This is a genomic window from Ewingella sp. CoE-038-23 (genome assembly GCF_040419245.1).
In the GTDB taxonomy this organism is placed as follows: domain Bacteria; phylum Pseudomonadota; class Gammaproteobacteria; order Enterobacterales; family Enterobacteriaceae; genus Ewingella; species Ewingella allii.
Genome location: NZ_JAZHOH010000001.1, coordinates 1,858,397 through 1,872,656 on the forward strand (window position 1 = coordinate 1,858,397; position 14,260 = coordinate 1,872,656).

Here is a 14,260-nt window from a genome sequence, read left to right on the forward strand (position 1 = left end):
CACTCTCCATCCTTGACGGGGCGTCTGATGAAAATAGCTATTCTTTCTCGCGATGGCAGTCTCTATTCGTGCAAGCGGCTGCTTGAAGCGGCGGAGTGTCGCGGCCATTCGGTCGATATCATCGACCCCTTGTCCTGCTATATGAATATCAATCCGGCGGCGCCTAGCGTGCATTATCGCGGCCGCCAGCTGGATAAATATCACGCAGTGATCCCGCGCATTGGTTCGGCCATTACTTTCTACGGTACGGCGGTGCTGCGCCAGTTTGAGATGTTGGGCAGCTTCCCACTCAACGAATCCGTCGCCATCACTCGCGCGCGTGACAAGCTGCGTTCGATGCAGATTCTGGCTCGCGAGGGGATCGATTTGCCGACCACCGGCTTTGCCAATATGCCGGACGATACCGCTGACCTGATTGCCTTGGTCGGCGGCGCGCCGCTGGTGGTCAAGCTGGTGGAGGGAACACAGGGTATTGGCGTGGTGCTGGCCGAGACGCGTCAGGCGGCGGAGAGCGTGATTGACGCCTTCCGTGGGCTGAATGCGCATATATTGGTGCAGGAATATATCCGCGAAGCCGAGGGCAGGGATATTCGCTGTCTGGTGGTGGGTAAGAAAGTGGTGGGGGCCATTGAGCGTCAGGCCAAGCCCGGCGATTTCCGCTCAAACTTGCATCGCGGCGGTACCGCCAACAAGGTGCAAATCACCGCCGATGAAAAAGCCATTGCGGTGAAAGCGGCGGCAACCTTGGGTCTGGATGTCGCCGGTGTCGATATCCTTCGATCTAACCGAGGCCCGTTAGTGATGGAAGTTAACGCTTCGCCTGGCTTAGAAGGGATCGAAAGCACCACCGGCTTGGACATCGCGGGCATGATGATTGACTACATTGAGCATCGCGCACGCCCTGGTTTTCGCCTGAAATCCGGCGGCTAAGCGCCTTATCCCGCATTAATGTGCAGCAAGCGCGTATTGATCATAGCGCTTACTGACATAATTCCGTAAGCTATGTCCCCTTCGCGCCCTTTAAGGGCGCGCTTTTCTGCTGTCGACTTCATTGATTTAAACTTGTGAGGCATTTTATGGATTCGCTCATCGTCCCTGATTTGGCGTTGCTCCGGCGCTGGCTGGATCAGTTGGGGATATCATTTTTCGAGTGTGATTCCTGTCAGGCTCTCCATTTGCCGCATATGCAGAATTTTGATGGCGTGTTTGACGCCAAGTTGGACATTGTTGATAACGTGATCCTGTTCTCCGCGCTGGCCGAAGTGAAACCCACCGCGCTGATTCCTATTGTGGCCGACCTCAGCCAAATCAACGCCAGTTCGCTGACGGTGAAGGCGTTTATCGACATTCAGGATGACAACTTGCCGAAGCTGATTGTCTGCCAGTCGCTGGCGATTGCCGTAGGCGTGACGGTGGAGCAGTTTGCTCACTTCCTGCAACAGGCAGAAGAGCAGATGTCGATGATCATCCTGGAAGCCCATGCAAATGACATGTTGTTCGTAGGCGAGCCGGACGAAGGCGAGCCGCTAACCAACCTCAATGTCCCCATTCTGCATTAATCCTCTCTCGCTTTAACACTTCCCCATTGCAAATTTCTCGCATAAGCCGCGAATTCCCGCGGCTTTGGTGATTTTTTCCGCTTCCACTACACTCTTTAACAAACAGTTATTCTGTTATTTGCACATTGTTGCCATACATTTCACTTTGTTAATGGCTTATGTGCCACAGGGCATAGAGCAAAAATGCATAATTAATCGATAAATCGTGGTTTTGCCCGTGCGGTCTAGTACCAAGGGGGCGCAGGGAGTATTCTGCTGATTCTGCGCTATAGGTTAATTACACCGTAAAACCAAATGGTTATTCGGCTCGCAGCGTTGGGCTTGGCGATGCATGCTTATGCAGATCGGAGCGCGACGGTTGGTCTGGTTATGAAAGGTTTTGTATCCATTTGAGATACAAGTTTAATTTTCCTTTTCCCCCTGTATTGGAGGTAGTAACGGATGTTCACCCTGCGTAAAAAGTGGTTATCGGGTGTTGTCGCCGGTCTGGTTATGGCCGCGTCCGTCACAGCGTCAGCGGAAGAAAAAACGCTGCACGTCTACAACTGGTCTGACTATATCGCGCCGAATACGGTGCCAGATTTCCAGAAGGAAACCGGCATCAAGGTGATATACGACGTTTTTGATTCCAACGAAGTATTGGAAGGCAAGCTGATGGCGGGCAGCACTGGCTTCGACCTGGTGGTGCCGTCGGCGAGTTTCCTTGAGCGCCAACTGGCGGCAGGGGTGTTCCAGCCGCTGGACAAGAGCAAGCTGCCAAACTACAAAAATCTCGATCCTGAGCTGTTGAAAATGGTCGCGCAGCACGATCCGGGCAACAAATACGCCATTCCTTACCTGTGGGCGACCACCGGCATTGGCTATAACGTCGATAAAGTGAAGGCCGTGCTGGGCAAAGACGCGCCGGTGGACAGCTGGGATCTGGTGCTGAAGCCTGAAAACCTTGAGAAACTCAAAAGCTGCGGTGTCTCCTTCCTCGACGCACCGGCTGAAATCTACGCCACAGTCCTGAACTACCTGCACCTCGACCCGAACAGTACCAAAGCCAGCGACTACACCGGTGCCGCCAATGACCTGCTGTTGAAGCTGCGCCCAAGCATTCGCTACTTCCACTCTTCCCAATACATCAACGACTTGGCAAACGGCGATATCTGCGTGGCGATTGGCTGGGCGGGTGACGTGATGCAAGCCTCTAACCGCGCGAAAGAAGCTAAAAACGGCGTCAACGTGGCTTACAGCATTCCGAAAGAGGGGGCGCTGGCCTTCTTCGACGTGTTTGCTATTCCGGCGGATGCAAAAAATCTGGATGAAGCCTATAAGTTCCTCAACTACCTGATGGAGCCGAAGGTGATCGCGCAGATCAGCAACACGGTTTACTACGCGAGTGGCAACCTTGCCGCCACGCCGCTGGTGAATGCCGACGTGCGTAACAACCCGGGGATTTACCCACCGGATGCCGTGCGCGCCAAAATGTTTACGCTGAAAGTTCAGGATCCGAAAATCGACCGTGTTATTACCCGTTCTTGGACTAAAGTGAAAACCAACAAATAATACTCTTCATCCTTCGAGCTGCCGCCATGATGCAACTCGAATGATATTGATTATTACCCCAGTGGCTCTGCGAAATAAACGCGCCGAGCCACTGCTTCTATTTCGGTTCCTCAATCTATGCGGCTTTTTACCGCCTTCTGCCGGAGATGTTTCTGAGTGAATGATGCAATCCCCCGTCCTCAGCCGAAAACTCACAAAGGCTTCACGCCTTTGCTGGAAATCCGCAATTTAACCAAATCTTTTGATGGTCAGGCCGCCGTGGATGACGTCAGTTTGACTATCTATAAAGGCGAAATCTTTGCCCTGCTGGGCGCGTCTGGTTGCGGCAAGTCCACCTTGCTGCGCATGCTGGCGGGCTTTGAAACCCCAACGCAGGGACAAATCGTACTCGACGGCGTCGATCTGTCGCAGGTGCCGCCTTATCAGCGCCCGATTAACATGATGTTCCAGTCTTATGCGCTGTTCCCGCACATGACCGTCGAGCAGAACATCGCCTTTGGCTTGAAGCAGGACAAGCTGCCGTCGGCGGAGATCAAAAGCCGCGTGGCGGAGATGCTGACGCTGGTTCATATGGAGGATTTCGCCAAGCGTAAGCCGCACCAGCTCTCCGGCGGGCAGCGCCAGCGCGTGGCCTTGGCGCGCAGTCTGGCGAAAAGACCTAAACTGCTGCTGCTTGATGAGCCTATGGGCGCGCTGGACAAAAAACTGCGCGACCGCATGCAGCTTGAAGTGGTGGATATCCTCGAACGCGTCGGCGCGACCTGCGTGATGGTGACCCACGATCAGGAAGAGGCGATGACCATGGCGGGGCGTATCGCCATTATGAATCGCGGTAAGTTTGTGCAAATAGGCGAGCCGGAGGAGATTTACGAGCACCCGACCAGCCGCTTTAGCGCGGAGTTTATCGGCTCGGTGAATATCTTCGAGGGGGTGCTGCAAGAGCGTCAGGACGAGGCGCTGATCATCAGCAGCCCGGGCTTAGTGCATCCGCTGAAAGTCGATGCTGACTCCTCGGTGGTCGACGGCGTGCCGGTGTTCGTGGCGCTGCGGCCGGAGAAAATCCTGCTGTGCGAAGAGATCCCTGAAGATGGCTGTAACTTCGCCGTCGGCGAAGTGGTCAACATTGCCTATTTGGGCGATTTGTCCATCTACCACGTCAAGTTACACAGTGGACAGATGATCACCGCACAGCTGCAAAACGGCCATCGCTTCCGCAAAGGCATGCCGACCTGGGGCGACGAAGTGCGCCTGTGCTGGGAAGCCGACAGCTGTGTCGTGCTGACCGTTTAAGGGGAGTTGAAGCCATGTCCTTTATTTCCGCACATCCCGAGCCTGCCAAACCACCGGGTGGGGTGAAAGCCTGGATTGGCCGCATGCAGCAAAAGCACGGCCGCAAGCTGGTGATCCTGCTGCCGCTGGTCTGGTTCCTGCTGCTGTTCCTGCTGCCTTTCCTTATCGTGTTCAAAATCAGCCTGGCGGAGATGGCCCGCGCCATTCCTCCTTACACCGATTTAGTCACTTTCTCGGACGGCATGCTGGATATTGCCCTGAATTTGGGCAATTACATCTCGCTGACCGACGACCCGCTGTATATCGAAGCCTATCTGCAATCGCTGGAAGTGGCGGCGATTTCCACGGTCTGCTGTCTGTTGATTGGCTATCCGCTGGCGTGGGCCGTGGCGCACAGCAGCAAGTCTATGCGTAATATCCTGCTTTTGCTGGTGATCCTGCCGTCGTGGACCTCATTCCTGATCCGCGTCTATGCCTGGATGGGTATCTTAAAAGATAACGGGGTGCTGAATAACTTCCTGATGTGGCTGCACGTTATCGACCAGCCGCTGGTGATTTTGCACACCAACCTGGCGGTCTATATCGGCATCGTTTACTCCTATTTGCCGTTTATGGTGCTGCCGATTTACACCGCGCTAACCCGTCTTGACTACTCGTTGGTGGAAGCCTCGCTGGACCTTGGCGCCCGCCCGCTGAAAACTTTCTTCAAAGTGATTATGCCGTTGACCAAGGGCGGGATTATAGCTGGCTCGATGCTGGTGTTTATCCCGGCGGTGGGGGAGTACGTTATTCCTGAGCTGCTGGGTGGGCCGGACAGCATCATGATTGGCCGAATTTTGTGGCAGGAGTTCTTCAATAACCGCGACTGGCCGGTGGCCTCTGCGGTGGCGGTGATTATGTTGCTGCTGCTCATCATGCCAATCCTCTGGTTCCACAAATACCAAAACAAAGAGCTGGGAGACAAAGAATGAACAATTTGCCGGTTGTTCGCTCACCGTGGCGAATTCTTATTCTGGTGCTTGGCTTCACCTTTTTGTATGCGCCGATGTTGATGCTGGTTATTTACTCATTCAACAGCTCCAAGCTCGTTACGGTCTGGGCTGGCTGGTCAACTCGCTGGTATACTCAATTATTCCATGATTCTGCAATGATTAGCGCAGTAGGCATGAGTCTGAGTATCGCCACGGCGGCGGCCACCATGGCGGTCATCGTCGGCACGCTTGCCGCGGTGGTGATTGTGCGTTTTGGCCGTTTCAAAGGCTCTACCGGCTTCGCCTTTATGCTGACCGCGCCGCTGGTGATGCCCGACGTGATCACCGGCCTGGCGCTGCTGCTGCTGTTCGTGGCGATGGGGCACGCCTTTGGCTGGCCCGCCGAGCGCGGCATGTTCACCATCTGGCTGGCGCACGTTACCTTCTGTAGCGCCTACGTGGCGGTGGTGGTGGCGGCGCGTCTGCGCGAACTGGACAGGTCTATCGAAGAGGCGGCGATGGACCTCGGCGCGACGCCGCTGAAGGTGTTTTTCATTATCACGGTGCCGATGATTGCTCCAGCGCTGGTGTCCGGCTGGCTGCTGGCCTTCACGCTGTCCCTCGACGACTTGGTAATTGCCAGCTTCGTGGCCGGGCCGGGTTCCACCACCTTGCCAATGCTGGTGTTCGCCAGCGTGCGCATGGGGGTGAACCCAGAGATCAACGCACTGGCAACGCTGATCCTGCTGGTGGTTGGCATCATCGGCCTGATTGCCTGGTGGTTTATGTCGCGGGCGGAGAAGCAGAGAATCAAAGATATGCAGCGCGCTTATCGGCATTAATTTTTAACCTTATACATAAACCCAAAGTCATGGGCGTTGATGCTCTCAGCGCCGCGGCAACGCCCAAAACCCAGGGGATCTAAGGAAAGATGAGATTTATACCCGTACCCGTAATGATTGGCGCGTCGGCGATCGTCGCCACGCGCTGCCTAGAGTTTATTTTGCTGTTCGATGCCATGGGCGTGGCGGGTGTGGTGGATTTTGTTCAGGCCAGCGCGGAGTCGTGGGTTAACTGCTTTATCCTGCTCGCCAGCCTGCTGATTGTATGGATTGAGTGCCATGCGTCCTACGCCATGATGCGCGGGCGCAACTGGGGGCGCTGGGCCTTTGTCGGCTGTCAGGCGGTGGTGGTGAGCTACATGCTGCTGGCGTCGTTCGAGTGGTTCGGGCCGAAGATCTTCCGCTTCGAAACCGAGACTCAGGGGCAATTTCTCTATGCACTCTTGATGCAAAAAGTCCCCGACATGGTGGTGCTCCTGCTGCTGTTTGCGCCACAGAGTAGCCGTCAGTTTTTCCTGCGCCGCAGAGCAGCCTTTCAGGCCGCGCGGTGATACACTGCGCGCCACGTTTTTCTCCGCTCATTCAATAACGGTCAATTTTCATGCATTGCGCACTTTATACCGCCGGGACCTGCCGTTCCTGCCAATGGCTGGACAAGCCTTACGCTCGCCAACTGGTCGATAAACAACAGGATCTGCGTCAGCTGCTGGCCGACCTGGCGGTAGGCGAATGGCTGGAGCCGGTCACCGGGCCGGAAAGTGCGTTTCGCAATAAAGCCAAAATGGTGGTGAGCGGCAGCGTGGAGCGCCCGCTGCTCGGCATGCTGCATCGCGACGGCACTCCGGTGGATTTGTGCGACTGCCCACTTTATCCCGCCAGCTTCCCCGAGGTGTTTGGCGTGCTAAAAAGCTTTATCGCCCGCGCCGGATTAACCCCCTATAACGTCGCCCGTAAACGCGGCGAGCTGAAATTCCTGCTGCTAACTGAAAGTCAGAAAGAGGGCGGTATGATGCTGCGCTTTGTGCTGCGTTCAGAAGCCAAGCTGGCACAGCTCCGCGCCGCGCTGCCGTGGTTACAGCAGCAGTTGCCGCAGTTGAAGGTGATTTCCGCCAATATTCAGCCGGTGCATATGGCGATTCTGGAAGGCGAGCGCGAGATTGCGCTGACCGAGCAGCAGGCGCTGGAAGAAGAGTTTAACCAGGTGCCGCTGTTTATCCGCCCGCAAAGTTTTTTCCAGACTAACCCGCAGGTGGCCGCCGCGCTGTACGCCACGGCGCGCGACTGGGTGCGCGAGCTGAACGTCGGCAGCATGTGGGATCTGTTCTGCGGCGTTGGCGGTTTTGGCCTGCACTGCGCCACGCCGGAGATGAAGCTGACCGGAATTGAAATCAGCGCCGAGGCCATTGCCTGCGCCAAAGCGTCGGCTGACAGATTGGGGCTGAAGCAGGTGGAATTTCAGGCACTGGATTCCACCGGTTTTGCCACCGGCAGGCAGAGCATTCCCGATCTGGTGCTGGTCAATCCGCCGCGTCGTGGCATTGGTCAGGCACTGTGCGACTATCTCAGCCGCATGGCCCCGCAAACTATTCTCTACTCCAGCTGTAATGCTCAGACCATGGCGAAAGATTTGGCCGCTATGCCGGATTACCGCGTCGCGCGCGTGCAGCTGTTTGACATGTTCCCGCACACCGCGCACTACGAAGTGTTAACGCTGCTTTCGCGCCGTTAGCGGTTCGCCATCTGGCCAAGGATAAGCACCAGCTTATCGAAGGTTTCACTGAACAGGTGCTCGCTGAACGGCGCGAGCATCGGCATCATCAGGCTTATCGCCAAAATCCCAATACTTAGCGTCAGCGGGAAACCAATGACGAACACCGACAGCTGCGGCGTGACGCGGTTAAGCAGGCCGAGGCATACGTTGAGCGTCAGCAGCAGGGTGACAATCGGCAGGGCCAGCATCAGGCCGCTGCTGAAGACCATACTTCCTCCTTTCGCCAGCGCCATAAAACCGTTGCCATTCAAGGGTTGAGAGCGAATAGGCAGGGTCTGGAAGCTGTCGGCCAGCAGGGAGATCAGCCACAGATGGCCGTCAAAACTCAAAAACAGCAGTACCGCCAGCAGGTTTAAGATCTGCGCCAAAATCGGGGAGTTAAGGCGGTTGCTGGGGTCGAAGAAGGTAGCAAAAGAGATACCCATTTGCAGGCCGATGATCTCGCCCGCCATGCGCACGGCGGCAAAGGCCAGCTGCATGGTTAAGCCCAGGGCGCTGCCGATAATAATTTGCTGAGCCGCTAGCCAGAGCGCGCCGCTAGAGAACATCGGCACCTCAATCGGTGGCAGGCTGGGGGCAATCAGGAAGGTGATCATCATGCCGAGGCCAAGCTTCACGCGCTTCGGCACCTGCTTTTCACTGGTCACCGGCGCGGTGCTGATCAGCGCCAAAATGCGCAGCAGTGGCCAGAAGTACATGCTGAGCCATCCGGCAAGCTGGGTGCTGTCGAAGGAAACCATGGCTAGCCGATGATGTAAGGCAGGCTGGTGAACAGCGTGCGCATGTAGTCCAGCAGCAGATTGAGCATCCACGGCCCGGCGATAACGATGGTTGCCACCACGGCCAGAATCTTCGGAATAAAGGACAGGGTTTGTTCGTTAATCTGCGTCGCCGCCTGTAACAAACTGACGACAAGACCCGTGACCAACGCGGCTAAAAGCAGCGGCGCAGCCACGGCCAGCGCTATTTTCATTGCCTGGTTGCCAATCGCCATTACCGATTCAGGAGTCATCGTGTCTTTTCTCTAGAAACTCAAAATCTCATGACTCCGCCGAAGTAACGGGGAAGTCGGACTGCTCCTCCCCCTGAAAAGGGGGAGGCTGGGAGGGGGTATAGCAGGCAACTCGAGCGTCGCCATCCATAAACCTCACCCCAACCCTCTCCTTAAAAAGGAGAGGGAGCGTTAGCTATAAAAACTCTGTGCCAACGATCCCAGCAGCAGCTGCCAACCGTCGACCAACACAAACAGCATCAGCTTAAAGGGCAGCGAGATGGTGGCGGGTGGCACCATCATCATCCCCAGCGCCATCAGCACGCTGGCGACCACCAGATCGATGATCATAAAGGGAATAAATACGGTGAAACCAATCTGGAAGGCAGTTTTCAGCTCGCTGGTGACATAGGCGGGTAGCAGAATACGCATCGGCACGGCTTCCGGGCCTGCCAGCGGCGGCAGGTTGGCTAAACGGGCATATAGCGCCAGGTCGGTTTCGCGGGTCTGGCGCAGCATAAACTGGCGCAACGGCTCGGCGCCTTTGTCCATCGCCACCTGCATACTGATCTTGTCTTCACTGAACGGCTGGTAGGCATCGGTATAGATTTTGTCGAACACCGGTGACATAACGAAAAAGGTCAGAAACAGCGCCAGCCCGAGCATCACTTGGTTCGGCGGCGCAGAAGGGGTACCCAGCGCATTTCGCAGCAAACCCAGCACGATAATAATGCGCGTAAAGCTGGTACACATCAGCAGCATGGCGGGCAGCAGGGTCAGGGTGGTGATGAACACCAGCGTCTGCACCGGCAGCGACCAGCTCTGTGCACCGTTCGACAGTTGCTGACTGACAATGCCCGGAAGTTGCGCGAAGGCGGCAGGGCTTGCTAATAACAGCAGCGGCAGGCTCCAGCGTAGAGAGGATTTCAGCACGCTCATTCTTTATTTCCCGGACGTTTCAGCACTTTGGTTAACAGTTGAGCAAAATCAATCGGTTTCTGTGACGTTGTCACCTCAGCACTCTCCGGCATAACTGGCGGTGAAGTCAGGGTATGCAGCGGGGTGATTTGGTGCGAGGTCACGCCCAGCACCAGCCAAGTGTTATCTACTTCGACAATCACCACTTTCTCTGAGCGCCCGACCTGACAGCTGGCGGTGACTTTTAACAACTTAGAATTCTTGGTCTGCGGCGCGAAGCCCAGACGCTTTGCCACCCAGCCAATCAGCAAGATCAGCAGCAAAATGCCGCCGAGCACGGTGCTCACCTGTGTTAACGCCGAGCCGGTTGGAATAGCGGGTGCAGCCTGTTGCTGCACCGTGCCGTGCGTCGCGGCTGGCGTGATATAAGGTGAATCGCTGCTGGCCGAGCTGTTAGCGGTAGTCAAGGGAGTGTCTCACTAGCGGCTCAGGCGACGCATACGCTCTGACGGGGTGATGATGTCAGTGATGCGCACGCCGTATTTATCAGCAACCACCACCACTTCGCCTTGGGCAATCAGATAGCCATTGATCAGGATATCCAGCGGCTCGCCCGCCAGTCCGTCCAGCGCCACTACAGAACCCTGCGAAAGACGCAGCAGCTCTTTGATGGTCATCTTGGTGCGGCCCAGTTCCACCGTCAGCTTGACCGGAATATCCAAGATCATGTCGATATCTTGCAGGCTGCCGGTGCCTTCTTGCGCGCCCAGCGCCGCGAATACGCCATCGGTGGAAGCTTTTTCGTTGCCACCGGCGGCTTGCTGTTCGTTAAACGCATCAGCCCATAAATCGTCTACGTTTTCCGATCCGCTGTCAGACGGTTTATTGATGTCACTCATGGGGCTGTTCCTCATCCAGGGAATTCAAAATTGGGTTAATCAAATGTTCAACGCGCAGGGCGTATTGTTCGCCAAGCGTGCCGTATTTACTGGTCAAGACCGGGACACCGTCGACGTGAGCGATCAGGCGGTCCGGTTTCTCAATCGGTAAAACGTCACCCGGCTGTAATTTGAGGATTTGCGACAGTCGCAGTGGAATATCGACGAAGTTTGCCACCAGTTCGAGCTGTGAATGCTTCACCTGATGTACTAAGTTTTCGCGCCACTGACTCTCTTCATTGCGAGAGTTTTCTACCGGTGGGTTGGTTAACAGCTCGCGTATCGGTTCAATCATGCTGAACGGGATACAGATGTTGAAATCGCCGCTCAGCGCGCCGATCTCCACATGGAAGGGGGTCGTCACCACAATGTCGTTTGGCGACGAGGTGATGTTGGTGAACTTCACCTGCAACTCGGCGCGCACATACTCCACGCTGAGCTTATACACGCCGCTCCACGCATCCTGATAGGCGTCGAGCGCCAGCGTCAGCATGCGTTTAATCACGCGCTGCTCGGTATGGGTAAACTCGCGGCCTTCCACTTTGGTGGGGAACCGACCATCGCCGCCGAACAGGTTGTCCACCGCGATAAACACCAGACTTGGCGCGAACACGAACAGCGCCGAACCGCGCAGCGGCTTAAGGTGAATCACGTTGAGGTTGGTCGGCACCGGCAGGTTGCGAGCAAACTCATGGTAGGGCTGGATCTTGATCGGGCCAACCGTGATATCCGGGCTGCGGCGCAATAAGTTGAACAGCCCCATGCGGAAGTGACGGGCAAAGCGCTCGTTGATGATCTCCAACGCCTGCAAACGCTCGCGGATAACGCGTCGCTGCGTGGTCGGGTCAAACGGCTTTACGCCATCGTCAGCCTTGAGGGGACTGGTATCAACCTGTTGCGCACTGTCGCCGTCGCTATCGCCGTTAAGCAGTGCGTCAATCTCGGCCTGTGAAAGAATGCTGTCGCCCATAATTTGATTATCGCAGTATGAAAGCAGTGAAAAGCACGTCGCTGATCACCTGATTAGGCTGACCTTTGACAAAAGGAGTACTCAAAGCTTGTTTAATGTCCGTGATCAGCTGCTGTTTGCCCGCTTCGCTGACCAGATCAGAGCTTTTCTGGCGAGAGAGCAATAACAGCAGGCGGCTGCGGACTTCTGGCAAATATTCGTTCAGCGCGGCGCGGTTTTTCTCATCCGGCAGGCGCAACGTCAGGCCGATATATAGCACGCGATCCGGGTTGTTATCCGCGTTTTGCAGATTAACCGTGAAGGTGTCCAGCGCCAAAAAAACAGGCGGAGCAGGCGGTTCCTCTTTCTTAACCTGAGCTGCGCCCGGCGCAGACGAATGACCTTGCAGCATCCACCAGGCGTAACCACCTCCGGCCGCGGCAATCAGAGCCAGCAGAACCAATATGATGATTAATTTTGAGCGCTTACCTTTTCGCTTGGTCGCAATAGCAGAGTCAGACATGGATAAGGGAATTTCCTGTAAATGATAATTCTGTGGATGATTATCCCGCCTATCCCCAATTTCAATAGAGGGAATAGGCGGGTTAAACGCGGTTAGCTCTGCCGTTTACCCGCGATCTTTCAACGTATAGCGGGGGCAAATAGGGTCAATCAGGCGAAGATGTCAACGCCGCCTTTGCCGCTGGCTAACTGCTGAAGCGAGGCTGGAACGGGAAGGGCGTCGCTGGCGGAGGCCGCGCCAACGCCGTTAAACGCGGCCCAGCTGGCGTCGCTGCCTTGCGATGAACCTGACTGCTGGCCAAATTGCTGCTGTGCGCCGTTAGAGGCTTGCTGCCACTGCGAGGTATCGCTGCTGACGTTGGTCTGGTTCAGGTTGATGCCGCTATCAGCCAGCGAGGTGCGCAGCTGAGGCATGGCCGCTTCCAGCGCGGCACGCACGCCGCTGTGGCCGGAAACAAAGTGCATCTGCGCCTGACCGTCTTCAATCTTCATGCTGATCTGGATAGAACCCAAATCTTGCGGATGCAGGCGAAGTTCGGCGGTCTGCTGGCCTTGACGGTTAAACATCAACACCTGCTGACCTAGCTGCTGCTGCCACTCCGGGCTACCCAACTGGGCGTTGAGCTGCGGCACGTTAGGGGCGGATACCAGCGTGGTGCTGGTTGGCGTGCTGGACACCGGCACCGAAGAGGCCGCCATCGCCGCGCTGTTGATCTGATTAATATTTTGCAGCAGTGCGCCGTTATCGCTGTTTTTCAACTCGCTATTCGGCTGCTGGCTGGCTGCGCCGTTAGCCGTGCTCATTGCCGTCAGGGCATTATTGAAATCGCTAGATTTGCTGCTCGCCGCGCGGGCATCGCCGTGCTGGCTGACCCCTTTGCCGCTGGTGTCGGTCACGGCGGTTTTATGTTCAGCAGCCTTGTCGTCACCCTGCGTGAGCAGTGATTTGGCGTCGCCACTGAGTGACTGAAGCAGGGCGGTTTTATCTTTGCTATCGCCGCTATTTGGCAAAGCGCCATTTTGCGCCGTCGCTGGCGTCATCTGGGCCGCCGGTTGGGCGGCGAGCATGGCAAACAGTGCCTGAATCGGCAGGGCGTTGGCGTCTTGGCTTGTCGGGTCTTTGGCGTCTTCTTTATCGCTCAAAGCGGCATTTTTCAGCTGGCTGGCATCGGCGGTTTTTAAATTGCCGTTTGGCAGAGCCTGAATCGCCGCCATGATTTGGCTTAGCTGATTGTCATCGAGCGACAGCGTGCCCTCCTGCTCGCCGGTATTCACGGCTTGCGTCAGGCTGTTTTTATCCACCACCTGCCCCTTGGCTGCGAGCTGCTGGCCTAACTGACCCAGCTGGGAACTGAGTTTTGGCCCGAGCTGGGCTTCCAGCTGGCTGGCAAAATCCTGCGTCGCGTTACCGGCGTCGAGATCGGCCAGCAGGGCGGCTGCCCCGGTAGGTTTGCTGTGACCGGCACCTTTCACCGTGGAGGCCGCGGCGGGCTGAATATTCATATTCATGACTGTGATTTCCTATAGGTGCCGCGCTGGGCGAATTCATCCGTTTGCTTTTGATCCAGCCGATTGGCCTGCACGCGTTGCTGCTCGCTGGCGCGACTTTGCAGGGTCTGGTAGGCATTGAGCCGCTGCTGCTTGTCCTGCCACTGGCTGACGGCGGCGTCCAGACGCTGGTTCCATTGCATCAACTGCTGACGATGCTGGTCAATAGCCACTTCCAGCGTCGAAATAAACTGCTGGTAGTTCTGCCACGTGTTGGCGGCAATCCCGCCGGTCATGGTGGTGTTGAGCTTCTGCCGGTACTCATTCTGGTAATTGAGTAGCATCGACAGCTGTTCTTGCACCTGACTGTGCGACTGTCGGACCTGACCTAAATGGTTGGTCGCCTGATCCAAGGCTTTCTGCGCCAGAGAGCAGAGAGTGACTAAAGGTGATGAACTTTCCATACACAA

The 14,260-nt window shown here is 56.2% G+C and carries 17 protein-coding genes; 8 read left to right on the forward strand and 9 right to left on the reverse strand.

What is annotated here, in order from left to right; translation table 11 throughout:
• Positions 1-27 precede the first annotated feature (27 nt).
• From rimK to rlmC, 8 genes are all read left to right on the forward strand, one after another.
• Entirely contained in the window at positions 28-930 is a 903-nt protein-coding gene (rimK, locus tag V2154_RS08745) for a 30S ribosomal protein S6--L-glutamate ligase (protein WP_353501899.1), read from the forward strand.
• Between the two features lie 146 nt (positions 931-1,076).
• A complete protein-coding gene (locus V2154_RS08750) occupies positions 1,077-1,559 on the forward strand; it encodes a YbjN domain-containing protein (RefSeq protein ID WP_353501900.1) in 483 nt (160 codons plus the stop codon).
• 441 nt (positions 1,560-2,000) lie between these two features.
• Entirely contained in the window at positions 2,001-3,110 is a 1,110-nt protein-coding gene (potF, locus tag V2154_RS08755) for a spermidine/putrescine ABC transporter substrate-binding protein PotF (RefSeq protein WP_353501901.1), read from the forward strand.
• Positions 3,111-3,266: 156 nt separating this feature from the next.
• Entirely contained in the window at positions 3,267-4,400 is a 1,134-nt protein-coding gene (gene potG, locus V2154_RS08760) for a putrescine ABC transporter ATP-binding subunit PotG (RefSeq protein WP_353501902.1), read from the forward strand.
• A 14-nt stretch (positions 4,401-4,414) separates the two neighbouring features.
• On the forward strand, positions 4,415-5,371 hold the full coding sequence (gene potH / locus V2154_RS08765; protein ID WP_353501903.1) for a putrescine ABC transporter permease PotH: 957 nt from the start codon (positions 4,415-4,417) through the stop codon (positions 5,369-5,371).
• Positions 5,368-6,213, forward strand: a complete 846-nt coding sequence (potI, locus tag V2154_RS08770; protein ID WP_034790066.1) for a putrescine ABC transporter permease PotI — start codon at positions 5,368-5,370, stop codon at positions 6,211-6,213. Before potH ends, potI begins: the two co-directional genes overlap by 4 nt.
• Positions 6,214-6,302: 89 nt before the next feature.
• Positions 6,303-6,764, forward strand: coding sequence for a YbjO family protein (locus V2154_RS08775; protein WP_353501904.1), 462 nt, complete (start codon positions 6,303-6,305; stop codon positions 6,762-6,764).
• Between the two features lie 50 nt (positions 6,765-6,814).
• Entirely contained in the window at positions 6,815-7,942 is a 1,128-nt protein-coding gene (rlmC, locus tag V2154_RS08780; protein ID WP_353501905.1) for a 23S rRNA (uracil(747)-C(5))-methyltransferase RlmC, read from the forward strand.
• Here the strand turns inward: rlmC and fliR are convergent.
• The 9 genes from fliR to fliJ all read right to left on the reverse strand — a co-directional run bounded on the left by fliR (position 7,939) and on the right by fliJ (position 14,254).
• Entirely contained in the window at positions 7,939-8,724 is a 786-nt protein-coding gene (gene fliR / locus V2154_RS08785) for a flagellar biosynthetic protein FliR (protein ID WP_353501906.1), read from the reverse strand. The genes rlmC and fliR overlap by 4 nt on opposite strands.
• A 2-nt stretch (positions 8,725-8,726) precedes the next feature.
• Entirely contained in the window at positions 8,727-8,996 is a 270-nt protein-coding gene (fliQ, locus tag V2154_RS08790; protein ID WP_353501907.1) for a flagellar biosynthesis protein FliQ, read from the reverse strand.
• 171 nt (positions 8,997-9,167) lie between these two features.
• Positions 9,168-9,914: a flagellar type III secretion system pore protein FliP gene (fliP, locus tag V2154_RS08795; protein WP_034790072.1), complete on the reverse strand. Its 747-nt coding sequence runs from the start codon at positions 9,912-9,914 to the stop codon at positions 9,168-9,170.
• Positions 9,911-10,360, reverse strand: a complete 450-nt coding sequence (fliO, locus tag V2154_RS08800; protein ID WP_353501908.1) for a flagellar biosynthetic protein FliO — start codon at positions 10,358-10,360, stop codon at positions 9,911-9,913. Before fliO ends, fliP begins: the two co-directional genes overlap by 4 nt.
• A gap of 12 nt (positions 10,361-10,372) precedes the next feature.
• On the reverse strand, positions 10,373-10,792 hold the full coding sequence (fliN, locus tag V2154_RS08805; RefSeq protein WP_353501909.1) for a flagellar motor switch protein FliN: 420 nt from the start codon (positions 10,790-10,792) through the stop codon (positions 10,373-10,375).
• Positions 10,785-11,801, reverse strand: coding sequence for a flagellar motor switch protein FliM (gene fliM, locus V2154_RS08810; RefSeq protein ID WP_353501910.1), 1,017 nt, complete (start codon positions 11,799-11,801; stop codon positions 10,785-10,787). Before fliM ends, fliN begins: the two co-directional genes overlap by 8 nt.
• A 7-nt stretch (positions 11,802-11,808) precedes the next feature.
• On the reverse strand, positions 11,809-12,303 hold the full coding sequence (gene fliL / locus V2154_RS08815) for a flagellar basal body-associated protein FliL (protein WP_353501911.1): 495 nt from the start codon (positions 12,301-12,303) through the stop codon (positions 11,809-11,811).
• Positions 12,304-12,452: 149 nt separating this feature from the next.
• Positions 12,453-13,811: a flagellar hook-length control protein FliK gene (locus tag V2154_RS08820; protein ID WP_353501912.1), complete on the reverse strand. Its 1,359-nt coding sequence runs from the start codon at positions 13,809-13,811 to the stop codon at positions 12,453-12,455.
• Positions 13,808-14,254, reverse strand: a complete 447-nt coding sequence (fliJ, locus tag V2154_RS08825; RefSeq protein ID WP_353501913.1) for a flagellar export protein FliJ — start codon at positions 14,252-14,254, stop codon at positions 13,808-13,810. Before fliJ ends, V2154_RS08820 begins: the two co-directional genes overlap by 4 nt.
• Between the last annotated feature and the right edge of the window lie 6 nt (positions 14,255-14,260).